Source organism: Lentzea kristufekii (assembly GCF_033949925.1).
In the GTDB taxonomy this organism is placed as follows: Bacteria; Actinomycetota; Actinomycetes; order Mycobacteriales; family Pseudonocardiaceae; genus Lentzea; species Lentzea kristufekii.
In genome coordinates, this window is the sequence record NZ_JAXAVV010000036.1 from 45,252 (window position 1) to 67,838 (window position 22,587).

Below are 22,587 nucleotides of genomic sequence, written 5' to 3' on the forward strand. Positions count from 1 at the left end.
ACCCTGCCCTGAGAAGGAGGGACGAATCAGCTCTCGAATACCTTCCGCCACGACTCCGTCGAGGTCAGCTCCGGCAGCGCGGCGCGGTACACGCGCTTGAGCTGGTCCCACTCCTGCCCGAGCCGGCGGTAGTTGCGGGCCGCCCGCTTGGCCAGCGCGCGGAACTCCTGCGGGTCGCGCTTGTAGAACGCCACCGCGGTGCCGTCGGCGGTGGAGACGGTCGCGCTGTCCAGGTTGCCGAGCAGGAACCACCGGGCGCTGAGCGCCGGCACGTTCATCTGCGGGCGGCCTGCCGCGTCGGGGGCCGGGCTGCGGAAGTTGTGCAGCAACGACTTCGCGGCGCGCTTGGCGGTGGTGATCTTCGACTGCGACGGCTGCAGCAGGGCCTCGGCGCGCACCTGGTCGAAGGTCGGCGGCGGGAACTCCCTCGCCGACGGCAGGGTCTGCGCGTCGGAGTACTCGGCACGCAGCTTGCGCACCTCGGGCAGCGCGGTGCGCAGCGAGTCGAAGAGCAGCGACGGGCCGGCGAGGAAGTCCTCGATCGCCTTCTGCTGCAACATGACGGTCGAGTACTCCATCGACAGCAGGTGGCGCAGCGTGAGCTTCAGGCCGTGCTTCACGATGCCGTTCTTCACGTCGTACGGGCTGTGCAGCGCGGCGAGGATCAGACGGTTGCGCGTGTGGAAGTACGCCTGCCAGTCCGTCGAGTCGTTCTTGTCGGTCCACGGCATGTGCCAGACCGCGGAGCCGGGCAGCGACACCGTCGGGAAGCCGTGCTCCAGCGCCCGCAGCGAGTACTCGGCGTCGTCCCACTTGATGAAGAGCGGCAGCGGGTAGCCGCTGCGACGCACGACCTCGCGCGGGAACAGGCACATCCACCAGCCGTTGTAGGTGGCGTTGACGCGCGGGTGCAGTTCCTTGGTGTCCCGCAACGAGTCGGTGGCGAAGTTGTGGTCGGTGACCGCGCCGGGCGCCGCACGCCAGAAGCACGTGTTGAGGTCGACGATCTCCGCGAAGCTGTGCAGGCGGGCCCGCGAGTACAGGTTCAGCATGTGGCTGCCGACGATCACCGGCTGGGCGGCGGCGCGGGCGAACGCGTTGGAGCGCAGCACCGCGTCCGGTTCGAGCCGGATGTCGTCGTCCATCAACATGATCTGGTCGGCGTCGGTGTTCTCGATCGCCTCGAACATGCCGCGGGTGAACCCGCCGGAGCCACCCAGGTTGTCCTGCTCGATGACCTCGAGCTTGTCGCCGAGCAGTGCCGCGGCCTCCGCGAAACCCTCGGTGTCACGGACCTTCACCGCACCCTGGTCGGCGACGAACACCTTGCAGAGCACGTCGAGCACGGCCTTGTCCTCGCCGAGCGCGCGCAACGCGATCACGGCGTCGACCGGGCGCATGGTCGTCATGCCGATGGCGACCGTCTGCGCGGGCAACGGCTCGCGCACGGTCCAGGCCGCCTCGCGGATCTCGAGCGGCGCGTCGTCGGTGAAGACGTCGAACCAGATCCAGCCGCCGTCCTCGAACGGCTTGAGCGACACGGTGAACTCGACGTCGGTCCACTCGGCCGCGTCACGGACGTACTGGCCCTCGATGTGGATGATGTCGCCGGACGGCCGCGAGCGGTACACGTCGACACGACCGGTGCCGCGCACCGCCATGCGCAGCACGACCTCGTCGACGGTCGTCCAGCGCTTCCAGTAGGAGGCCGGGAAAGCGTTGAAGTAGGTGGAGAAGGAGACCTTCGCCGACGGGGGAACCGTGGTGCTGCGGCGGGACGCGACGTGGCAGTGCACCGAGTCCGGCTCGTCCAGGTAGAGCGGCCGGACGTCGAGCGGATCTTCGTCGCGGGGCAGGATCACCCGTTGCAGCACGCAGTTCTGGTCCACAGACCTTTCCCCTCACTAGAGCGGGCGGCCCGGAAGATCCGGACCGCCCGTGCAAAGCGTTGTGTGAATCAGAGGTCGTACAACCGCGACCAGGTGTCGCGACTGGTGAGCTTCCCCATCGCGCCCCGGTAGGCGCGCTGCATCTCCGGAGCCCTGCGGTACAGCTCGCGGAAGACCTTGGCGCCCTGCTTGGACAGGCGCACCGCGAGTTCCTTGTCCCGCTTGCGCACCCGCACGCCCTCCTGCGACGCGTCGGTCACGACCGCCGTGTTGAACAGCGACACGTGCCACCACGCCGAGTCACCGGCGGGAACAGCACCGGCCTCGTGCACGGACTTGCCTCGCAGCTGGTTCACGAGACGCTTGGCGAACACCGGCGCGATCAGCTTCGGCGTCGGCGCGGCGCTGATCATCGGCAGGCTGCCCGGCTTGAAACCGGGGATCTCCGACGCCGGGTGCCGCACCGTCTCCGGAAACTCGGCGCGCAGCTTGCGGATGTCCGCCGCCGCCTGCACACCGCCGTCCGCCAGGAAGTCCGGGCCCTTCAGGAAGTCCTCGATCGCCTTGAGCTGGGTGGCGGCGAGGCCGTACTGCATGCCCAGGATGTACGTGGCGAACTGCTTGGCCATGCCGCGCACGATCATCTTCGGGTCGAAGCGGCTGTGCAGCGCGGAGGTGATCAGGGCGTTGCGCAGGTTGAAGTACCTGTGCCAGTCGTCCCAGTCCTTCCAGTGGAAGTCCGCGTGCCAGACACCGGCACCGGGCAGCGACACGGTGGCGAAACCGTGTTCACGCGCGCGGTAGCCGTACTCGATGTCGTCCCACTGGAAGAACAGCGGCAGCGGGTAGCCGACCGCCTTCACGATCTCCGACGGGATGAGGCACGACCACCAGCCGTTGTACCCGGCGTCGACGCGCTTGTCCTGGACGTTGCGCTTGCCCGTCTCCTCGTCGTAGCCGGTGAGGTCGGCGTTGAACAGCGCGCCTTCCACGACCTGGCCCGGCGCGAGGGTGTCGAGGTTCGCGTACTCGGCACCGACGTGCAGGAAGTTCGGGTGCAGCAGGTAGAGCATCTGACCGCCGACGATCGTCGGCTGCGTCGTGCGGTTCGCGAACGCGGTGAGCCTGATGACGATCTCGGGCTCGCACAGCACGTCGTCGTCCATGAACAGGACGTTGGCGTGCTCGGCGTGGTCGATCTCGGTGACCTCGTAGAGGCCGCGCGTGAAGCCGCCGGCACCACCGAGGTTCGGCTGCCTGATGTAGCGCAGCTTGGGCCCGAGCGCGGCCGAGACCTCGGCGAACCGCTCACGCGACTCGACGGCGTCCGTGCCCTGGTCGACGACGTAGACCGTGTCGACGAGCTTCAACGGCTCCGGGTCCGACGCGAGGGCGGCCATCGTGTTGAGGCAGTCGTCGACGCGGTTGAACGTGCAGATGACCACGGCGGTCGGCCGCACCGTCTTCGGCGGCGCGACCGTCCAGCGGACCTTCTCCACGACGAGCGAGTCTTCCGCGGTGATCACGTCGAACCAGAGACCACCGCCGTCGGTGAACTTGTCGATCTTCGCGGTCAGGCGCACCTTCTGCGCCTTCGCGCCGGCGACCTTCTCCGCGACGACCGTGCGGGTCTCACCCTCGGAGTCCGAGGCGACGAGAGCGACCTGGCCGGAGCCGGTCACCTCGAGCTCGAGCTCCACCTCGGGACTCACGCACCACCGCTGCCAGTACGACGCGGGGAAACGCCCGAAGTAGGTGTTCATCGAGACCGTGGCGTTCGGGTGGACCACCATGCGGTGACGTTCCCGCTCGGCGATCCCGCGCTTCACCTCGGCGTACAGGTCCTCCGAGACGATCTGGGAGGGCCCTGCGAACAGGCCGCGCTGCGTCAGCAGCTTCTCCGGCGCCTCGTGCTCCACGAGGTTGGACTTGCCCGGCATTGCGATTCAGTCCTCCAGCGACCCGTCCAGCGCCTGACCGGACGCCAGGTGCGGAGCGATCTTGTTGTCGAACACGCTCAGCGCAGAACCGATCGCCATGTGCATGTCCAGGTACTTGTACGTGCCGAGGCGCCCACCGAAGATCACGTTGCGCTCCGAGGCTTCCTTCTTGGCCAGCTCGCGGTAACGCTCCAGCTTGGTGCGGTCCTCAGCCGTGTTGATCGGGTAGTACGGCTCGTCGTCCTTCTCCGCAGCGCGGGAGAACTCCCGAACAATAACCGTCTTGTCGCTCGGGTACTCGCGCTCCGGGTGGAAGTGGCGGAACTCGTGGATGCGCGTGTACGGCACGTCCGCATCGTTGTAGTTCATGACCGGCGTGCCCTGGAAGTCGCCGATCGGCAGCACTTCCTGCTCGAAGTCGAGCGTACGCCAGCCGAGCCAGCCCTCGGAGTAGTCGAAGTAGCGGTCGACCGGGCCGGTATAGACGACCGGCGTGCCGGCGGGGATCTCGTCCTTGACGTCGAAGTAGTCCGTGGACAGCTTGACGTCGATGTTCGGGTGGTCCGCCATCTTCTCGAGCCACGCGGTGTAGCCGTCGACCGGCAGGCCCTCGTAGGTGTCGTTGAAGTAGCGGTTGTCGAAGTTGTAGCGCACCGGCAGACGGCTGATGACCGCCGCGGGCAGCTCCTTCGGGTCCGTCTGCCACTGCTTGGCCGTGTAGGCCTTGATGAACGCCTCGTACAGGGGACGGCCGACCAGCGAGATCGCCTTCTCCTCGAGGTTCTTCGCGTCCTTGGTGTCGATCTCCGAGGCCTGCTCGGCGACCCACGCCTTCGCGTCCTCAGGCGACATGTAGCGACCGACGAACTGCGAGATCAGGCCCAGTCCCATCGGGAACTGGTACGCCTGACCGTCGTACATCGCGAAGACGCGGTGCTGGTAGCTCGTGAACGAGGTGAACTGGTTCACGTAGTCCCACACGCGCTTGTTGGACGTGTGGAACAGGTGCGCGCCGTAGCGGTGCACCTCGATGCCTGTCTCGGGCTCTGCCTCCGAGTAGGCGTTGCCTCCGATGTGGTCACGCCGCTCCAGCACCAGCACCCGCTTGTTCAGCTGGGACGCGGTGCGCTCGGCGACCGTGAGGCCGAAGAATCCGGAACCGACGACGATCAGGTCATAACCTGCGAAGCTCACGGCAAGCGAGGTTACCTGTATGCCCCGAGTGCCCCGAATTCAGGGCTGGGCTCGGAGAAGTTGTTCTTCGGTCGTCGCGACGCGCTTGTCCAGTTCGGCACGCACGCCTTCCAGCTCACAGCGCAGCAACGCGATCTCCTCCACCGTGGTGCGCACCTCTTCTTCGAGGTGACCCACCTCACTGGACAGTTGCAGCACGACGAAGAGCAGCGTGAACGCGGCGGCGGCGAACAGGAAGTTGGCCGCGAGCTGGATCCCGGTGAGGTTCGACAACCACGTCGGAAGGCCGGGGATCGCGCCCAAAAGGACTACACCGATACCGACGAACAGCCACATTGCCGCGTACTTCTCGCGGAGCTTGCGACGCCGCATCATTTCGACGACGACGATCAGCACGACCGCCGCGACCGCAATCGCCAGCAAACGGAACGCAGACACGGGAGCCTCCTAAGCGGCTTCGAAGGAGCCGGTCTTGGGCTTGCGGCGAACGAGAGCGAGTGTCAGCGCCAGGGTGGCCCGCAGCAGGTAGACGGCGGACTTCACCGGCGACGTGCTCGGCGTGCCGCCGGCGCGCACGCGCATGACCACGGGCACCTGCACGATCTTCAGGTCGGCCCGTGCCGCCATGACGAGCGCCTCCAGCGTGTCGCCGAGGTACTCCGCCGGGTAGTGGGCGGCGAAGAGCCGGACCGCCCGCGGACCGGACGCCTTGAACCCCGACGTGACGTCGGTGAGCTTCGTACCGGAGATCGCCGAGATCACCACGGCGAAGAGCTTCATGGCCCAGCGGCGCGGGCCGCGGGCCTTGTAGTCGCCCTTGCCCGCGAACCGGGCGCCGATGGCGATGTCCGCGTGGTCGAGCTCGCGCAGCAACTCGGGCACGTGCGCCGGGTTGTGCTGGCCGTCGGAGTCCACCTGGACCACGACGTCGAACCCGTTGCGCACGGCGTAGCGGAACCCGGTGCGCATCGCACCGCCGACACCGAGGTTCACCGCGAGGCGCGCCACCTGGGCGCCGCTCTCCCGGGCACGCAGCGAGGTCTGGTCCGTGGAACCGTCGTCCACGACCAGCACGCCGACCTCGGGGAGGGCGGCCTTCACCTCGGCGATGACCTTCTCGATGTTGTGCTCCTCGTTCAACGCGGGAAGCACGATGAGCACTCGTCGCAAGTCGACAGAGTCAGACACGTCGAGGAGCCTAACCAGTAGAGGTTTCAGCACGGACACCAGGCCGCAGCACGAAAGCCATGGCCACGAACGCACCGATGGTCGGCGCGACCACCAGACCGAGCACGGCGCGCAACACCAGGTCACCGGGTGCGAACGTCAGCACCAGCACGCTGAGCGCCGCGACGAGCGCCCACAGGACCAGGACCTTGGCGCCCTCGGTGCGTGCGACCAGCACGGCAGCGAGCAGCATCACGGCGCCGAGCAGCACCGAAGACCACACCAGACCTGCGAGAACCCAGCCGGGAACGTCGTACTGGGCACCGAAGAGGAGCTTGACGGCCCACGGGCCGATGAGCCAGCCGAACGCCGCACCGACCGCCGCCAGCCCGAACGCTCCGGCTGAACCTTTGACCAACAGGGCACGAAGCTTTCCGTGCCCCTCCTCGTCCTGCGAGAGCCGTACGACGGTCGGCACGGCCATCGCCTGCACCGGCGACAGCAGCAGCAGCGGCAGCCTGGCCACGGTGAGGGCGAGGAACAGGCCGCTGAGCGCCTCCAGCTCCTCCCTGGTGGTGGCGAAGAGCTTCACGATCGCCGGGTAGCCGGTCAGGACCGACGCGGTGAGACCGGCGCTGAGCATCAGCACCAGGATCCGCCTGGCCACGACGCCCCACGGCTCGGCGCCACCGGTCAGGTCGAGGTGCTTGCGCGCACGGAAGCCGAACGGGAGGAACGCGAACGAGCCCGCGGCGACCGCGATCGCGAGCGGCACCACGCCGTTGAGCCCGAGCACGACGAACAGACCGAGCAACCCGATCCGCACGGCAGCCTCGCTGACCACCAGGCCACCGAACGACTTGGCCTCGTGGAAGCCGATGAGCGTGCCGCGGGTGCCGAACTGCACGGCGAACGCGAGACCGGATGCCAGGGCGACGAGCGCGAGCACCGTGTGCTCGCCGAAGAGCCTTTCGCTCACCGGTGGCAGGGCGACCAGGAGTCCGAACAGCCCCACGGCCGCCGCCGCGACCGCGACCGTGCGCAGGCCGGTGGCGTTGGCCCGCTTGCCCGCCACGTCGGCCACCGCGGCCAGGCGCGACAGCTCCTGCTCGACCGGTGCGAGCGTGCTGCCGACACCGAAGACGATGCCCCAGAACGTCAGGAAGACCGCGTTGTCCGCCGGGGACAGGGTGCGGGCGGTCACGATCAGGAGCGGATAACCGAGTCCTGCCGCGATCAGCACCGCGATTCCCACGGTGCCGAGCGAACGGCCGGCGGTCTTCTCGGTCACTTGGTCAGTGCCTTCTTCAACGCGAGGAACAGGCCGCGCACCACACCGGAGCCGAAGCTGGCGGCGAACACCGGCAGCAGCTTGGACACGGCCAGCGTCTGGTCCTTCGTCGCACCGCACCTGCGGGCCACCACACCGGCACCGGCCATGCCGACGAGGATCAGCAGCAGCGCCGTCTTCGGGAACTTCGCCGCGACGACGAGCCCGACCACACCGACGGCCATGGCGGCGAACAACGCGTTGCGCGCGGGGCCGGGCGAGTCGAGGTAGCTGTCGACGAACGTGGTGCCGCGGAAGTACGCGTGCTTCACGAACTTCTTGAACGAGTCGCGGCTGTTGTAGGTGGCCGCGAAGCCGGGGCTCAGGTGGATGTTCTCCTGCTCGGAGATCCACCGCAGCATGCGCGTGTCGTCGCTGGCGAGCTTCACGTCGTCGAACAGCGACTCGAAGGACCTCGCCGCGCCGAGCAGCAGCTCACGCGGGGCGCAGAAGAAGCCGGTGCCCTTGGGGTAGAGGTCGAACTCGTCCGCGCCGAACGACACCAGGCGCGGGTTCGCCACGTACTTCCGCCAGCCGATCGCGACCAGGCCGGCCCAGAACCCGCCGTAGGGGTTGCCGACGGTGTCGACGTTGATGTGCCCGTTCCACACCTTGCGCTCGGGGTGCTGCACGAACTGGTCGCGCAGGTACGTGAACGCCTCGGGAGCGATGATCACGCGGCTGTCCAGCAGCAGGACGCGCTCGCCGGTGGCGGCGGCCAGACCTGCCTGGCGCGCGGCGAACCGGCCCGCGTTCTCCTGGCTCACCACGGTGATGCCGAAGCGCTGCACGAGTTCCACGAGCCGCTTCGGCGTCTCGTCGGTGCTGCCGTCGTCGACCACCACGATCTCGGCCGGCCAGCCGGCGCGGTCGAGCGACGTCATCAGCGCCTCGACCGAGCGGCCGATCCAGTCCTGCTCGTTGTAGGTGGGGATGACAACGCTGAGGGTGGGGACGTCGGGGAGGGAATTGCTCCGGCTCGTCACGCCGACCAGTATCCAGGCGCTCCGTCGCTCACGAGTCTCAGGGGTCCACACGGCGAAGGGCCCGGCCGATGCCCGGCCGGGCCCTTGCGCCACACCTCTGTCAGGACGTCTTGCCGGTGCCCGGCTCGACGAACTCGTAGATGGTGGCCTGCGGGTTCTCGTAGACCTTCCGCACCTCGGGCAGCCGCTCCAGGGCCATCAGCCCCGGCGCGGGCCGCGAGTTCGGCCGCACGTAGCCGGCACCGACGAGGGCGTACTTCACGCCCAGGGCGTTGATGGCCTTGCGGACGTTCGGGTCCTTGTCGATGTCCTGCAGGTGCCAGGTGATCTGGCCCGCGTTGGTCTTCTCGTCCGCGCCGTAGAACGTCCACTCGACGGGCTTCACGCCGGCCAGCGCGTACATCCACACGGAGCCGTCCAGCCGGTCGTTGACGACCGGGCGGTCCTTCGAGTGCTCGGCGAGCCACTTGTAGGCCTCGCGCTCGCCCTTCGTGACGGTCGCGCCCTCGTTGTTGGTCTCCGACAGGCGTTCCGCGTTGCGGCCGATGTAGGCGCCCTTGCCCAGCAGGCCGAGCACGAGCACACCGGCGATGCCGAACGCGACGGGCACGACGAACGCGGCCCGCTGCGGGCTGACGCGGGAGCCGAGCTTCGCGGTCAGGCCGGTGGCGACGGTCTGCCCCAGCTCACCGACGGCGATGGCACCGGCGAGGGGCAGCAGCGCCGCGAACCGCCAGGCGTCGTTGTAGAACGGCCCGCTGAGCGAGTTGATCAACGGGTTGTTCAGCGACGCGGTGCCGGCGTACAGCGCACCCAGCAGGATCCACGCGCCGACGACCCACAACATGGTGCGGTGCTTGATCATCAGCACGATGCCGATGATCGCCGCGATGCCGAGGAACCACTGCGGGAACGCGACGACCGGGGAGAACAGCAGCGTCTGGCCGATGCCCTCCGCGGGTGACGCGAACTCGTCCCACTGCGCGCCGGTCACGCCGGCGGACTGGACCAGGGCCGGCAGCATGACCGGGATGACGGCGAGCAGGCCGAGCGCCGCGGTGAGGGCGAGCGGCTTCCAGCTCGCCTTCCAGTCGATCGGCTCCAGCTTGAAGACCAGCGCCAGCGCCAGCATCAGGATGTACGCGAACGCGATGAACACGAGGCTCGTGTGCAGGCCGGTGAGACCGGCGACCGCGAGCGCGAGCCCGAGCGGGCCGGTCAGGCCGCGCGTCGTCATGATCTTGCGGGCGATGGCCATCGTGGCGGGCACCAGGGCGACACCGGCGACGTAGGGCCACAGCGGACCGCGCCACAGCGAGTCGTACGGGAACGCCGTGAACCACGTCGAGACGCCGGCGGCGATCGCGGCGCCGAGCGGCGGCATGCGCCACGCGAGCGCCAGTGCCGCGATGCCCAGCGGCCACGCGAGGATCACCGAGAGCGCGGCGAGGTTCAGCAGCTCCGGCATGCCCACTGCCTTGTCCAGCAGCGGGGCGAGCAGCGCGTGGTACGTGTTGGGGTAGAAGTACTGCGTGCCGGCCGGGAGGTTCGCGATCGGTGCCAGCGCGGACGGCAGCGCCGTCGCGTGCTCGGACATCCACCGGATGGCGTTGCCGTGGTACGGCGCGTCCCAGTCCTGGTTGACCGTGCTGAACGTGCCGCCGATGCCGCGCAGGAACGTCGCCGCGCCCACGGCCATGCCGAGCACGACGCCGCCGAGGACGACGAGGTTCTCACCGAGCGAGCGCTTCGGCTCCTCGATCAGCGGCTCGGTGCCGGTGCGGCGGGCGACGAGCCACGTCGCCACGCCGACGACGGCGGTCAGGACCACCGTCCACACCGCCACCGTCAGCAGGTTCCACGAGATGCCCAGGTTGCCGAGCACCAGCGTGCCGAGCGCGATGGTGCCGAACGTGAGCACCGGCGCCGCGGCCGCGAGGGTCCAGCCTCTCAGCCGCAACGCGAGCCCGACCGCGAGGCCGGGCAGGATGAACGCCAGAACGACGAATGCACCCATCAGAAGTCAGTTCTCCGGTTCAGCCGGCCAGCGCGGCGGACTTCGCCTTGACCTGGGCCACGGCGCGGTGCGACGGAAGGATCGAGTCGCGCTCGCTGTCGGCGTCGACCTTGCCGGCGATCAGGTCGAGGAACCTGTCGAGCTGGGTCGCGAGCGGCTCGCGCGCCGTCACGAGCTCGGGGATCTCGATGATCGCCTGCTGGCGGTAGCCCCGGCCGTCCGGCGTGGCCGCGTCCTGCGAGACGTGGTGGTAGATCGTCACGTTCCTGGTGAGCAGGTCCACCTCGATCAGGCGGTCGAGCTCGGTGATGGAGAGCGTGCGGATCTTGCGCTGGCCGATGCGCGACGCCGACACCGACGCCATGGCGCCGGTCGGGAAGTGCAGCAGCGTGTTGACCACGTCCTCCGCGCCGGTGACCGACGACGGGTGGAACTGGCCGACACCGGCGGAGACGTTCGTCGGCTCGACGCCCGCCATGCAGCGGATCGCCAGGTCGACGTCGTGCACGAGCAGGTCCCAGGCCACGCCGGTGCGGATGCGCGGCGCGTACGGCGAGTGCCGGACCGCGGAGACGTAGACGGGCTCGGAGACGAGCTCGAGCGCGGTCATCACGGCCGGGTTGTAGCGCTCCAGCAGACCGCACATGATCGGGATGCCGCGCTCCTTCGAGAGCGCCAGCACCTCCTCGGTCTCGGCGAGGTCGGCGCACACCGGCTTCTCGACGAGCAGCGGCTTGCCCTGGTTCAGCACGTCGAGCGCGAGGCCGTGGTGCGACTCGGTGGCCGAGGCGAGCACGACGGCGTCCACGTCGGACAGGTCGCCGATCTCCGGCGACCACGCGGTCTCGAACCCGGCGGCGACCTTGCGGCCGACCTCCTCGCGCGGGTCGATGATGCGGGCGAGCTCGCAGCGTTCGGACTGGTTCAGCACACGGGCGTGCAGCGACCCCATGTTGCCGACGCCGATGAGGGCGATCTTCGGCACGGTGCTCATGCGCCCAGCACCTCGCGGACCGTGGTGATGATGGTGTCGAGCTGCGCGTCCGTCAGCTTCGGGTGCACCGGCAGCGACAGGGCCTGGCGGGCGACCCGCTCGGCGACCGGGACGTCGGAGATGACGACCTTGTCGTTGTCGCGGTAGCAGTCGTAGTCGAAGACCGTCTTCGGGTAGTAGATCCCGTTGCCGATGCCCTTCTCGGTGAGCTTCGCGGCGAACTCGTCGCGGCTCACGGGGGCGTCGTCGGTGATCAGCACCGTGTACTGGTGCCACACGTGGGTGCGGCCCGGCAGCACCTGCGGCAGCTGCAGGCCCTTGATGCCCCCGAGCCCCTTGGTCAACGCCTCGGCGTTGGCCTGGCGGGCCTTGGTGATCTCTTCCAGGCTCTCCAGCTGCGGGATGCCGATCGCCGCGTGGATGTCGGTCATCCGGTAGTTGTGACCGGCGACCTCGTACTGGTAGCGCTGACGCATGCCCTGGTTGCGCAGCACGCGCAGGCGGTCGGCGATCGTGTCGTCCGAGGTCGTGATCACGCCGCCCTCGGCGGTGGTGATGTTCTTGGTCGCGTAGAGCGAGAAGCAGCCGATGCCGAAGCTGCCGGCCGGGCGGCCCTCGAACGTGGCGCCGACGGCCTGCGCGGAGTCCTCGACCAGCGCGAGGCCGTGCTCCTGCGCGAGCGGCACGAGCTTGCCCATGTCCGCGGTCTGCCCGTAGAGGTGCACCGGCATGAGCACCTTGGTGTTCGGGGTGACCGCGGCGGCGACCTTGTCCGCGTCGATGTTGAAGTCGTCGTCGCGGATGTCCGCGAACCGGGCGGTGGCGCCGGCCTCGAGGATCGCGTTGAGCGTCGCGACGAACGTGAACGGCGAGGTGATGACCTCGTCTCCCGGCTGCAGGTCGAGCACCTGCAGCGAGGCCACCAGCGCGGTGGTGCCGTTGTTCACGGCGACCGCGTGCGGCACGCCGGCGACGCCCGCGAAGGCGTCCTCGAAGCGCTTCACCATCGGGCCCTGCGCGATCGCGCCGGAGCGGAGGACCTGCAGCACGAGTTCCTCGGCAGCGGCCACGTCAACGACAGTAATCGGGATCATTCAGCGTCTCTCGCCTTCGGGGAACCACACCGGCGGGCCCGGCGCAGTGCGCGTTAGCCTGCGTCGCGGGTCATCACGCTACCCGTACGGGTGTTGACAGCTGATCCGGGTTCTACCTGGGCGGTTGGACGCGAGGCACGCGCTTGTAGAAGACGGCCGGGGCCGTCCCGGGGTTGCCCGGCGTGGTCTAGAACCACCGCTCCAGCACGAGGGCGACGCCGTCCTCGCTGTTCGGTGCGGTGACCTCGTCGGCGACGTCCAGCGCGGACCGGTGGGCGTTGGCCATCGCGACCCCGTGGCCCGCCCAGGTGAGCATGTCCACGTCGTTGCGCATGTCGCCGAACGCGATCACGTCGGCCGGGTCCACCCCGAACCGGTCGGCGACGTCGGCGAGCCCGCTCGCCTTGGTCACGCCCGGCACGGCCAGCTCGACCAGCCCGTTGTTCGTCGAGTACGTGAGGTCGACCTGGTCACCGAGCAGCGTGCCGATCGAGTCGGCCATCTCCTCGCTGGTCATGGACGGGTTGCGGACGAGCAGCTTCATCGCGGGCTTGCCCAGCGTCTCGGCGCGGCTCAGACCGACGTTCGGGCCCTCCGGCCACGGGTGGGTGTAGCTCAGCTCCGCGACGAACGTGGTGTCGTCGGTGCCGCCGCCGACCCGTTCCACGGCGTAGGTGCAGCCGGGCACCGCGCCGTCGATCGCACCGGCCACGTCGTGCAGCAGCATCGGGTCGAGCGTGCGCGCCCAGACGATCTCGTCGCGGCCGACGTCGTAGAGCACCGCGCCGTTCGCGCAGACCGCCAGGCCGTCCACTCCCGCTTCCCGCGCGATCCTCGGCACCCAGCGCGGCGGACGGCCGGTCGCGAGCACGAACGGCACTCCGGCGGCGAGCACGCGCCCGATCACCGCGCGGGTGCGCTCGCTCACCTGCTCAGTGGGGTGCAGGAGGGTTCCGTCGATGTCAGATGCCACCAGGCGCGGTTGTTCCACAGCTGACATGTTGCCTGGTCCAGGTTCGTCGGACGCTGAACAGCTCGTTACCGTACTGGCGTGCGCGTAGGAATCGTCATTCTCCCGGAACACCGCTGGTGGATCGCCGAGCCGAAGTGGCGCGCAGCCGACGAGTACGGGTTCCACCACGCGTGGACCTACGACCACCTCGGCTGGCGGTCACTCGTCGACGGTCCCTGGTTCGGCGCGGTGCCGACGCTCACGGCCGCCGCGATGGTGACCTCGCGCATCAGACTCGGGACGTTCGTGGCGAACCCGAACTTCCGCCACCCGGTGCCGTTCGCACGGGAGCTGCTGACCCTCGACGACGTGTCCGACGGACGGTTCACGCTCGGCGTCGGCGCAGGTGGGGCGGGGTACGACACCACGGTGATGGGCGGCGAGGCGCCGTTGCCGCGGGATCGGACGGCCCGGTTCGGCGAGTTCGTCGAGCTGCTCGACCAGCTGCTGGTCAAGGACCGCACGTCGTGGCAGGGCGAGTTCTACTCGGCGGAGGAGGCCCGCAGCGCGCCGGGCTGCGTGCAACGGCCGCGGGTGCCGTTCGTGGTGGCGGCGAACGGCCCGAAGGCGATGCGGATCGCCGCGCGGTTCGGCCAGGGCTGGGTCACCACCGGACCGCCGACCGAGGACCTGGAGGCTTGGTGGCGCGGTGTCGCCGAGCTGTCCGAGCAGTTCACCGAGACGTTCGTCACGCACGGCCGTTCCTCCCGGATGAGCAGGCACCTGAACCTGGACTCGGCACCGGTGTACTCGCTGTCCAGCGCCGCGTACTTCACCGACGCCGTGGGCAGGGCCGCCGAGCTGGGCTTCACCGACGTGGTCGCGCACTGGCCCCGGCACGACGGCGTCTACGCGGGCAGCGAGTCGGTGGTCGAGGAGATCGCGGCGGACGTGCTGCCCACGCTGGGCCACTGAGGCCCTCCTGCCAGGTAGATTCCGCAGCCGTGGCGCAGGTCGTGGTGGTGGGTGGCGGAATCGTCGGACTCGCGGTGGCGAGGGAGCTCGCGGCACGCGGCGACGGGGTGACGGTCCTCGAGAAGGAACGGCACTGGGGCGCGCACCAGACCGGGCACAACAGCAACGTCGTGCACGCCGGCCTCTACTACAAGCCCGGCTCGCTCAAGGCCAGGATGTCGGTCGCGGGCAACGCGTCGATGATCGCGTTCGCGCGGGAGCACGGCGTTCCCGTCGAGGTGTGCGGCAAGCTCGTCGTGGCGACCTCCACCGGCGAACTGCCCCGCCTGCACGACCTGGCGGCACGGGCCGAGGCGAACGGCGTGCCCGCGAAGCTGATCTCCGCCACCGAGGCGCTGGAGTACGAGCCGCACGTGTCGTGCGTGGCGGCGTTGCGGGTCGAGTCGACCGGGATCATCGACTTCAAGGCCGTGTGCGCCGCGCTGGTGCGCGAGCTGGACGGGCACGACCTGCGGCTGCAGTCGCCGGTGGTCGCGATCCGGTCCGCACCGGCCGGCGTCGAGGTGCTCACGCCGCAGGGCGTGGTGCGGGCGGACGCGCTGGTGAACTGCGCGGGCCTGCAGAGCGACCGGGTGGCGCGGCTGGCCGGGCTCTCCCCCAAGGCGACCATCGTGCCGTTCCGCGGCGAGTACTACGAACTGACGCGCACCGACCTCGTGCGCGGGCTCATCTACCCCGTGCCGGACCCGACGCTGCCGTTCCTCGGCGTGCACCTGACCCGGATGCTCGACGGGAGCGTCCACGCGGGACCGAACGCCGTGCTGGCGTTGCGGCGCGAGGGCTACCGGTGGCGGGACTTCTCGTTCGGCGACGTGGCGGACGTCGTGCGGTTCCCCGGCACCTGGAAGCTCGCCCGCAAGTACGCGCGGACCGGCGTGGACGAGGTGCTGAGGTCGTTGTCGCGCAAGCGGTTCGCGGCCTCGCTGGCGAGGCTCGTGCCCGAGGTGACCGAGGCGGACATCGTTCGCGCGGAGGCCGGCGTGCGCGCGCAGGCGATGCTTCCCGACGGTTCGCTCGTGGACGACTTCCTGGTCGAGAGCGCTCCTCGGCAGGTCCACGTGCTGAACGCGCCTTCGCCTGCCGCGACCGGTTCGCTGGAGATCGCGAAGCACGTCGCGGACCTGACGCGGTCAGTGATCGAATAGCGCCCCCGGTATCCTCGGCCGGGTGATTTCCTTCATCCTCGGCACCACCGCGGAACTGATCAAGATCGCGCCCGTGTTCCACGCGATCAGCGAGCGCGGGACGAAGCCGCAGATCTGGTTCACCGCGCAGCACGTCGACCACGTCGCCGAGACGCTGGCCGACCTGCAGCTGCCCGAGCCCAGCGTCTGGCTGGTGCCGAAGGAGCAGGCCCAGCACATCGAGCGACCGGCGCAGGTGCCCGGCTGGGCCGCGACGGTCATGAAGAACGCGTGGAGCCGCCGCCACGAGCTCAAGGCGATCCTGAAGGACGACGGCCGCCCGCCGCTCGTGCTGGTGCACGGGGACACGTTCACCACGCCCTACGGCGCGTTCATCGGCAAGCGGATCCTGCGGGCCCGCGTCGGCCACATCGAGGCCGGGGCCCGGTCGGGCAGCCTGCTCTCGCCGCTGCCGGAGGAGCTGAACCGCAAGCTGGCGGCCAAGATCGTCGACCTGCACTTCGCCCCCACGGCCAAGGAGGTCAACAACCTCCGCAACGCCCGTGGCGCGGTCATCGGCACCGGTGCGAACACGGCGATCGACGCGATGCGTCTCGCCATCGACGCCGAGCCGACGTTCGACCTGCCGGAGGAGTTCGGCCTCGCGACGCTGCACCGCTTCGAGCTGGTGTCCCGCAAGGACAAGTACACCGAGGCGCTCGAGCTGCTGAAGAAGGCGTCGGAGAAGATGCCGATCCTGTACCTGGCGGGGCCGCCGGAGCAGGAGCGCATCCGCCAGTACGGCCTCGGTCACCTCTTCGACGGCGAACGCCTGATCATCAAGCCGAAGCTGCGCTACCTCGCGTTCCTGCCGATCATGGCGCGCGCGAAGTTCGTGGTCACCGACTCCGGCGGTCTGCAGGCCGAGTGCAACTACCTCGGTGTGCCGTGCGCGATCCACCGCGAGCGGACCGAGGACAACCACGGCGGCAACACCACGCTGCTGCTGACCGGCATGGACGGCGGCAAGCTGCAGGGCTTCCTGGAGAACTACGAGTCGTACCGTCGTCCGTCCAAGATGGACGACTTCCACCCGAGCAAGATCGTGGTGGACACGCTGTCGCAGATGGGTTTCTGCTGATCTGAGCTGACGAGAAAGGGGGCCTCGCCGCGCGGCGAGGCCCCCTTTTCGTTGTCCCTGCAGGCTTCTAGGCCTTGACGGTAACGAGCCTGCTGAACTCGGCCAGCAGGTCGAAGCCGTCCCAGTGCTCGGAGAACGCGAGGGCCGAGCCGAACGGCACGATCCTGTCGATGCCGCGACCGGCCAGGTCGTGCGCCAGCTGCTCCAGCTCCTCCTGCGAGAAACCGAACGCCGACAGCGTCTGGTCCTTGCGCTGCACCATGTCCACGAGCTCGCTGAGCGAGGACAGGGTGGCGAGCGGGAACGTGCCCACGCCCAGCCACTCGCGCGGCACGTCCTGCGGTGTGGTCAGCTCCAGCGTGGCGACCGCGTTGCCGTCGAAGCGGATCGACGTCGCGTGACCGTCCGCGGCCACGCCGTACGCCGACACCCGCTTCTGCACGGCCATCGCCGGCTCGACGACCAGTTCCTTCGCCGCGATGACGTCCGCGAGCAGACCGCGGAACTCCTCGCGGCCGGCCTCGGCGCCGGCGGCGTCGCCGACCCAGAACAGCGCACGCGGTGAGGAGCAGGCGGCCTGGTCGAACCAGTAGGAGTCGTTGTAGAAGCCGACGGCGACGTCCCTGCGCTGCTCCGGCGTCGCCTTCTCCCAGCCCGCCACGGAGATCGCCGCGAACGAGGCGCGGTCGGGGAACGTGACGTCGCGGGCGTGCGGTGCCAGCGGCATCTTGCGCACCTCGGTCACCGCGCGGTCGCCGCCCCAGATGACCCGCAGGTCACAGGCGGCGGACAGGGCGGCGGTGATCTTGTCGTCGCGGTCGTAGGTGACCATGACCTGCGTCTGCGCGACCACCGGGTGCGCTTCCGCCAGCGCGGCGTTCAGGGCTTCGACCACGGCCTCGGCGGCGCCGGCCGAGCGCGGCGAGATCCGCACGACGTTCCGGTTGCCGGCGAGGGCGGAGAGCGCCCAGGAGTACACGAAGATCGTGTCGACGTTCGCGGGCGGCACGTGGAACACCAGGCCGCGCGGGAACCTCAGCACGCCCGGCGGCGTCTCGACCGCGCGCAGCACCTTCGCGATCTCACCGCGCCGCAGGAAGAAGCCCAGCGAGGCGAGCTCGGGGTAGCGGCGCGCCATCGCGGGGGCGAGCAGCTTGCGGGCGAGCACGCGGAGGAAGTCGACGATGCGCTCGTCGCCGACCTTCAGCCTGCCGCCTTCCGGCTCGCGACCGAGGTCGGCGAGCAGCGAGTCGACGTCGGTGTCCGGGCCTGCGGGGAAACGGCGCTTCATGACGCAACAGCTCCAGAGAAGGTGTCCGAGCAGCCGCGGGCCTCGGCGCGCGGCAGCCTGCCCAGTACGGAGAACCGCTTGCCGGGCCAGTCGCCGTCGTCGATCCCGTGCACGACACCGAGGTCCTCGGTCAGCAGGACGTGGCCGGGGTAGCTGCGCGGCAACGTGCTGATGACCTCGATGACACCCGGTTCGCCGACGGGCTGCTCTTCCCAGGTGTCCGGGTTGCGGATGATGACGTCCGCGAACTCCGGGCAGTACAACGAGTTCCCGGACGGACCCTCCAGGAAGACCGTGCCGATCTGCTCGATCATCCCGTAGTAGTTGTGGATCCGGGTGAGGCCGGTGTCCTCGGCGAAGCGGCGGCGGAACTCGCTGTTGTCGACGGCGATGTCGATCAGCTTCTTCCAGCCGCCCGAGTGGATCAGGATGCCGTTCGACAGGTCGAGCTTGTGCTCACGCGCGACCTCGTAGAGGTACTGCCACACCATGAACGTGAAGCCGAAGATCAGGAACGGCTCGTTGCCGTGCTTCTCCAGGAAGCCCTTCACGGCCTCGACGTCCGGCTGGTCGTTCTCGTCGAGCGCGTAGACGTGCGCACGGCCGAAGTTCGCCATGCCGAGCACACCCGCGCCACGGGCGGAGAACGAGCGGCGGTTCTTGATGATGCTGATCGTGTCGACCATCAGCATCGGCAGCCGCTTGCCGCCGAGCACCTCGCGCAGGGTCGCGCCGAGCATCCGCGGCTGGACCGCGGCGGCGTCCTTGTCGAGGTAGATGCGGGACGGGTCACCCGTCGTGCCGGACGAGGTGAGGACCTTGAAGACCTCGTCGTCCGGGATGCTCTTCAGCTCGTGGGTCTTGAACATCCGCACCGGCAGCCACGGCAGTTCGGCCAGCGAGTCGAACCGCTGCCCCTGCTCGATGCCGAGCGACGACAGGATCCGGTCGTACTGCACCGAGTGCGCGCGGTGGTGCTCGGTCAGCTCGGTCAGCTCGGTCAGCAGCGCGGCCTCCCGTTCGACCTGGCTGCGACCGAAGACGCTCTCGCTCATACCCGTGCCTCCAGGGACCGGTAGTCGATCTTTCCGCTGGGCAGCAGCGGGAACCCGTCGCTGCCGCGCACGTCGAAGCCGGTGACGTGCAGGTGCAGCGTCTCGGCCAGCAGCTTCGCGGCGGCCTTGCAGGTGTCCTTGTCCGCGCCGTCGAGCCAGACGACGACCTTGTCGCCGGCGGGCACCGCGGCGGCGGCTCCGTGCGCCTTCACGATCTGCTCCAGGTCGTCGAGGCTGACCCGGTTGCCGAAGACCTTGCCGATGCGCTTGATCCGGCCCGTGACGAAGAGGTACCCGTCGGCGTCGAGGTGGCCCAGGTCGCCGGTGACGAGCTCGCCGCCGGTGACGTCACCCAGGGCCAGCTCCGCCTCGGACTCGGCGTAGCCCATCATCACGTTCGGGCCGCGGTAGACGACCTCGCCGGTGTCGCCGGGCTCGGTGATCTCGGTGCCGTCCTCGGCCCGGATCGTGAACGTCCCGCCCGGCAGCGCGGGGCCGACGGACCCGAGCTTCTCGGCGAGCCGGTCGCTCGGCAGCGTCGACATGCGCGGTCCGGCCTCGGTCTGCCCGTACATCACGAACATCCGGCCGCCGGCCTCGGTCATCTTCGTGTGGAACTCGGTGATCAGCTCCGGGCGCAGCCTGCCGCCCGCCTGGGTCAGCGTGCGCAGCGTCGGGTACTTGGCCGGGTCGAACCGCAGCCTGCGCAGCATCTCGTAGTGGTACGGCACGCCGGCCAGCGACGTGATGCCGTACTGCATGACCGCGTCCCAGAAGCCGCGGCCGACCACGCCGGAGTTCTCCAGCACGACCGTCGCGCCGCGGACCAGGTGGCTGTTCAGCACGGACATGCCGTAGCTGTAGTGCAGGGGCAGGCTCGTCGGCGCGACCTCGTTCTCGTCGATGCCGAGCACCTGGGCGATCGCCTCGGCGTTGGCCGCGATGGCCTGCCGGGAGAGCCGGACGAACTTGGGGTTGCCGGTGGAGCCGCTGGTGGGCAGCAGCACGGCGAGGTCCTCGTGCGGCACGACGCCCTCGGCGTCCGCACGCACCCAGTCCTCGCGGTAGCCGGGCGGCGGATCACCCTCACCGGCGCCGAGCACGGCGGCCGGGCGGAACCGGGCGATCAGCGCGTCGAGCACCTCGCGGTCCTGGGCCGGGTCGAGCAGCGCGACCGCCCTGCCCGCCTCCAGCGCGCCGAGGTAGCCGAGCACGCCCGCGACGTCGGGCGAGATGCGCGCGAAGAGCACGCCGGGCGGCAGGTCGGCGAACGCCTTGGCCTGCTCCTGCACCCGTTGCCGCAGTTCGGCACCGGCGATGAGCTCGCCGGTCGCGGCGTCGCGCAACCGGGCTCCCGCGTGCACCAGCATCACAGCACCAGTCCTCCGTCGATCCCGAGCACCTGCCCGGTCACGAACGACGCGTCGTCACCCGCGAGGAACGTGATCACCTTCGCGACCTCGTCCGCGGTGCCGATCCGGCGCAGGGCCGTGGTCTCCTTGACGCGCTCCAGCACCTCGTCGGACTGCTCCGCGATGAGGTCGGTCTGGATCACACCGGGCGCCACCGCGTTGACCCGGATGCCGCTGCGCCCGAGTTCCTTGGCAGCGGACTTGGCGAACGCGCTGAGCGCGGCCTTCGACGCGGCGTAGACGGCCTGGCCGGCGTTGCCCTCCTCGCCCACGATCGAGCCGAGCAGCACGATCGACCCGCTGCGCTTGCGCATCATGGCGCGCGCGGCGGCCTGCACCGAGACGATGGTGCCGGCGACGTTCGTGCTGAGGGTCGTGGCGATGTGGTCGTCGGTGAGCATGCCGATGAGACCGCCCTGCAGCACCCCGGCGCTGGCGACGAGCACGTCGATGCGGCCGTGCTCCTTGGCGATCGTCTTGAAGACGTCCTTCACCGCGGCCGAGTCGGTGACGTCGAGCGCCACCCCGTGCGCACCGATCTCCTTGGCGCGCACGGCGGCGGTCTCGGCGTCCCGGCCGGTCAGCACGACCGTGGCGCCGGCCTCGCTCAGGGCGCGAGCCGTGGCGAAGCCGATACCGCGCGTGCCGCCCGTGACGACAGCGACCTTGCCGGTGAAGTCACTCACTGATGCCGAAGCCCTTGACCATGTCGAGGGCCACCTTGAAGCTGCTCATGTCGATGACCTGCTCGGTCTCGAACTGCACGTCGAACTCGTCCTCGATGGCCGCGACCAGAGCCATGTGGCCGACCGAGTCCCACTCGTCGATGTCGCGGTACTTGAGGTTCTCGACGTCCACGTCGTCGTCGAGCTGCAGGGCGTCCACGAAGACACCGCGAAGACGGTCGTTCAGCGACATGTTCTCTCTCTCGGATCGGTGCTTGGCCGGGATCAGTGCTGGTCTGCGCGCTGGTTCCACGCCTTGAGCAGCGTGGCGAGCTCCTCGGGCAGGCCGGCCGGAACCTCGGCCTCCTTCCCCGTGAGGAAACCCGTGAGCGCCGCGATCAATTCCTCGGTGCAGCCGCGACGCTGCAGGCCGATGACGTTGACGCCGGTCGTGCGGGCCGGGTTGCCCAGCGTGATGGTGAACGCACCGACCTCCTTGCGGATGGCGGAGCCGAGACCGACCATCGCGCCGGGGCCGATCTGCACGCCCTGGTGCACGACGGTGCCGAGCCCGATGTTCGCGCCGGACCAGACGTGGCAGTGGCCGGCGATCTGGACGGCGCTGGTGATGACCGCGCTGTTGTCGACCACGCAGTCGTGCGCGATGTGCGCGCGACCCATCACGTAGTTGTCGCTGCCGATCCTGGTGGCGTCCGAGACGCCCTGGTTGATCGTGACGAACTCGCGGATCCGGTTCCGGTCCCCGATCACGACCCCGGGCCCCTCGACCTCACCGTCCCAGCCGGCGACGTGCGGCGCGCTCAGGTACTCCGCGGGCCCGCCGATGCTGACGTGCGGCCCGATGAAGTTGCCGTCGCCGATGCGACACGGCCCGGCGATCACCGTGTACGGCCCGACGACGTTGCCGTCGCCGAACTCGACTTCCGCGCCGATGATCGCGGTCTCGTGAATGCGGTTCGCCACCTGGTCCGTTCCTGCCCGTCGGGTGCTGGTGTAACCCACGCCACCTGCGGATTCGCCGGACGGGGCCGGGTAGCCACTTTACCGGACCTCGCGTTTGGCCCGTCTGGGACGTCGGCGGCCTCACTCGCCGACAGGACCGCTACGCAGCCGTGGGACCGGACGAGGTGTCCGGCCCCACGAGGACGCACTGAGATCAGGCGACTGCCTTGTGGCCGGCCCAGTGGGCACCGGTCCACATGGAACCGCCCCAGCCGAGACCACCCGTGCCGTTGCCGGCGTAGTACTCGAGGTTGCCGACCGCGTCGATTCCGGCAACG

The 22,587-nt window shown here is 69.5% G+C and carries 20 protein-coding genes; 3 read left to right on the forward strand and 17 right to left on the reverse strand.

All coding sequences use genetic code 11. The features are described from left to right. Positions 1-26 precede the first annotated feature (26 nt). The 11 genes from SK571_RS42685 to SK571_RS42735 all read right to left on the reverse strand — a co-directional run bounded on the left by SK571_RS42685 (position 27) and on the right by SK571_RS42735 (position 13,602). On the reverse strand, positions 27-1,889 hold the full coding sequence (locus tag SK571_RS42685) for a glycosyltransferase (RefSeq protein ID WP_319989803.1): 1,863 nt from the start codon (positions 1,887-1,889) through the stop codon (positions 27-29). A 68-nt stretch (positions 1,890-1,957) separates the two neighbouring features. Then, positions 1,958-3,829, reverse strand: a complete 1,872-nt coding sequence (locus SK571_RS42690) for a glycosyltransferase (RefSeq protein ID WP_319989804.1) — start codon at positions 3,827-3,829, stop codon at positions 1,958-1,960. 6 nt (positions 3,830-3,835) lie between these two features. Next, positions 3,836-5,023, reverse strand: coding sequence for a UDP-galactopyranose mutase (gene glf, locus SK571_RS42695; RefSeq protein ID WP_319989805.1), 1,188 nt, complete (start codon positions 5,021-5,023; stop codon positions 3,836-3,838). Positions 5,024-5,062: 39 nt separating this feature from the next. Continuing rightward, complete coding sequence (locus SK571_RS42700) at positions 5,063-5,461, reverse strand: DUF2304 domain-containing protein (protein WP_319989806.1); 399 nt, start codon at positions 5,459-5,461, stop codon at positions 5,063-5,065. A gap of 9 nt (positions 5,462-5,470) precedes the next feature. Continuing rightward, positions 5,471-6,211, reverse strand: a complete 741-nt coding sequence (locus tag SK571_RS42705) for a glycosyltransferase family 2 protein (RefSeq protein ID WP_319989807.1) — start codon at positions 6,209-6,211, stop codon at positions 5,471-5,473. 10 nt (positions 6,212-6,221) lie between these two features. Then, positions 6,222-7,481, reverse strand: coding sequence for a lipopolysaccharide biosynthesis protein (locus SK571_RS42710; RefSeq protein WP_319989808.1), 1,260 nt, complete (start codon positions 7,479-7,481; stop codon positions 6,222-6,224). After that, positions 7,478-8,506 (reverse strand): glycosyltransferase family 2 protein, encoded by a 1,029-nt coding sequence (locus tag SK571_RS42715; RefSeq protein WP_319989809.1) that lies wholly within the window; start codon positions 8,504-8,506, stop codon positions 7,478-7,480. Before SK571_RS42715 ends, SK571_RS42710 begins: the two co-directional genes overlap by 4 nt. Positions 8,507-8,606: 100 nt before the next feature. After that, entirely contained in the window at positions 8,607-10,523 is a 1,917-nt protein-coding gene (locus tag SK571_RS42720) for a DUF6541 family protein (protein WP_319989810.1), read from the reverse strand. 19 nt (positions 10,524-10,542) lie between these two features. Further along, positions 10,543-11,517, reverse strand: a complete 975-nt coding sequence (locus SK571_RS42725) for a Gfo/Idh/MocA family protein (RefSeq protein WP_319989811.1) — start codon at positions 11,515-11,517, stop codon at positions 10,543-10,545. Next, the gene (locus SK571_RS42730) at positions 11,514-12,611 is read right to left on the reverse strand and encodes a DegT/DnrJ/EryC1/StrS family aminotransferase (RefSeq protein WP_319989812.1); all 1,098 of its coding nucleotides are present in this window, start codon (positions 12,609-12,611) and stop codon (positions 11,514-11,516) included. The genes SK571_RS42725 and SK571_RS42730 overlap by 4 nt, the downstream gene beginning before the upstream one ends. Before the next feature lie 187 nt (positions 12,612-12,798). Then, positions 12,799-13,602: an HAD family hydrolase gene (locus tag SK571_RS42735; RefSeq protein ID WP_319989813.1), complete on the reverse strand. Its 804-nt coding sequence runs from the start codon at positions 13,600-13,602 to the stop codon at positions 12,799-12,801. Between the two features lie 60 nt (positions 13,603-13,662). Here SK571_RS42735 and SK571_RS42740 point away from each other — a divergent pair, with 60 nt between their 5' ends. Genes SK571_RS42740 through SK571_RS42750 form a run of 3 tightly spaced genes read left to right on the forward strand, consistent with a single transcriptional unit; the run spans position 13,663 to position 16,863 of the window. Continuing rightward, positions 13,663-14,538, forward strand: a complete 876-nt coding sequence (locus tag SK571_RS42740) for an LLM class flavin-dependent oxidoreductase (protein WP_319989814.1) — start codon at positions 13,663-13,665, stop codon at positions 14,536-14,538. A gap of 29 nt (positions 14,539-14,567) precedes the next feature. After that, positions 14,568-15,743, forward strand: a complete 1,176-nt coding sequence (lhgO, locus tag SK571_RS42745; protein WP_319989815.1) for an L-2-hydroxyglutarate oxidase — start codon at positions 14,568-14,570, stop codon at positions 15,741-15,743. A gap of 22 nt (positions 15,744-15,765) precedes the next feature. Beyond that, entirely contained in the window at positions 15,766-16,863 is a 1,098-nt protein-coding gene (locus SK571_RS42750) for a UDP-N-acetylglucosamine 2-epimerase (protein ID WP_319989816.1), read from the forward strand. A 67-nt stretch (positions 16,864-16,930) separates the two neighbouring features. Here the strand turns inward: SK571_RS42750 and SK571_RS42755 are convergent, their stop codons facing one another. Genes SK571_RS42755 through SK571_RS42780 form a run of 6 tightly spaced genes read right to left on the reverse strand, consistent with a single transcriptional unit; the run spans position 16,931 to position 22,270 of the window. Beyond that, positions 16,931-18,154, reverse strand: coding sequence for an acyl-CoA reductase (locus SK571_RS42755; RefSeq protein ID WP_319989817.1), 1,224 nt, complete (start codon positions 18,152-18,154; stop codon positions 16,931-16,933). After that, a complete protein-coding gene (locus SK571_RS42760; protein ID WP_319989818.1) occupies positions 18,151-19,209 on the reverse strand; it encodes a LuxE/PaaK family acyltransferase in 1,059 nt (352 codons plus the stop codon). Before SK571_RS42760 ends, SK571_RS42755 begins: the two co-directional genes overlap by 4 nt. Then, positions 19,206-20,582, reverse strand: coding sequence for an AMP-binding protein (locus tag SK571_RS42765; protein WP_319989819.1), 1,377 nt, complete (start codon positions 20,580-20,582; stop codon positions 19,206-19,208). Before SK571_RS42765 ends, SK571_RS42760 begins: the two co-directional genes overlap by 4 nt. Continuing rightward, positions 20,579-21,307 (reverse strand): SDR family NAD(P)-dependent oxidoreductase, encoded by a 729-nt coding sequence (locus tag SK571_RS42770; protein ID WP_319989820.1) that lies wholly within the window; start codon positions 21,305-21,307, stop codon positions 20,579-20,581. Before SK571_RS42770 ends, SK571_RS42765 begins: the two co-directional genes overlap by 4 nt. Next, the gene (locus SK571_RS42775) at positions 21,300-21,539 is read right to left on the reverse strand and encodes an acyl carrier protein (protein ID WP_319989821.1); all 240 of its coding nucleotides are present in this window, start codon (positions 21,537-21,539) and stop codon (positions 21,300-21,302) included. Before SK571_RS42775 ends, SK571_RS42770 begins: the two co-directional genes overlap by 8 nt. 32 nt (positions 21,540-21,571) lie before the next feature. Then, entirely contained in the window at positions 21,572-22,270 is a 699-nt protein-coding gene (locus SK571_RS42780; protein ID WP_319989822.1) for a UDP-N-acetylglucosamine acyltransferase, read from the reverse strand. Positions 22,271-22,587: the final 317 nt, after the last annotated feature.

Coding starts and splice junctions, on each gene's coding strand:
- SK571_RS42690 (WP_319989804.1), bottom strand. CDS start 3,829: ATGCCGGGCAAGTCCAACCTCGTGGAGCACGAGGCGCCGGAGAAGCTG.
- SK571_RS42720 (WP_319989810.1), bottom strand. CDS start 10,523: ATGGGTGCATTCGTCGTTCTGGCGTTCATCCTGCCCGGCCTCGCGGTC.
- SK571_RS42725 (WP_319989811.1), bottom strand. CDS start 11,517: ATGAGCACCGTGCCGAAGATCGCCCTCATCGGCGTCGGCAACATGGGG.
- SK571_RS42730 (WP_319989812.1), bottom strand. CDS start 12,611: ATGATCCCGATTACTGTCGTTGACGTGGCCGCTGCCGAGGAACTCGTG.
- SK571_RS42755 (WP_319989817.1), bottom strand. CDS start 18,154: ATGAAGCGCCGTTTCCCCGCAGGCCCGGACACCGACGTCGACTCGCTG.
- SK571_RS42760 (WP_319989818.1), bottom strand. CDS start 19,209: ATGAGCGAGAGCGTCTTCGGTCGCAGCCAGGTCGAACGGGAGGCCGCG.
- SK571_RS42775 (WP_319989821.1), bottom strand. CDS start 21,539: ATGTCGCTGAACGACCGTCTTCGCGGTGTCTTCGTGGACGCCCTGCAG.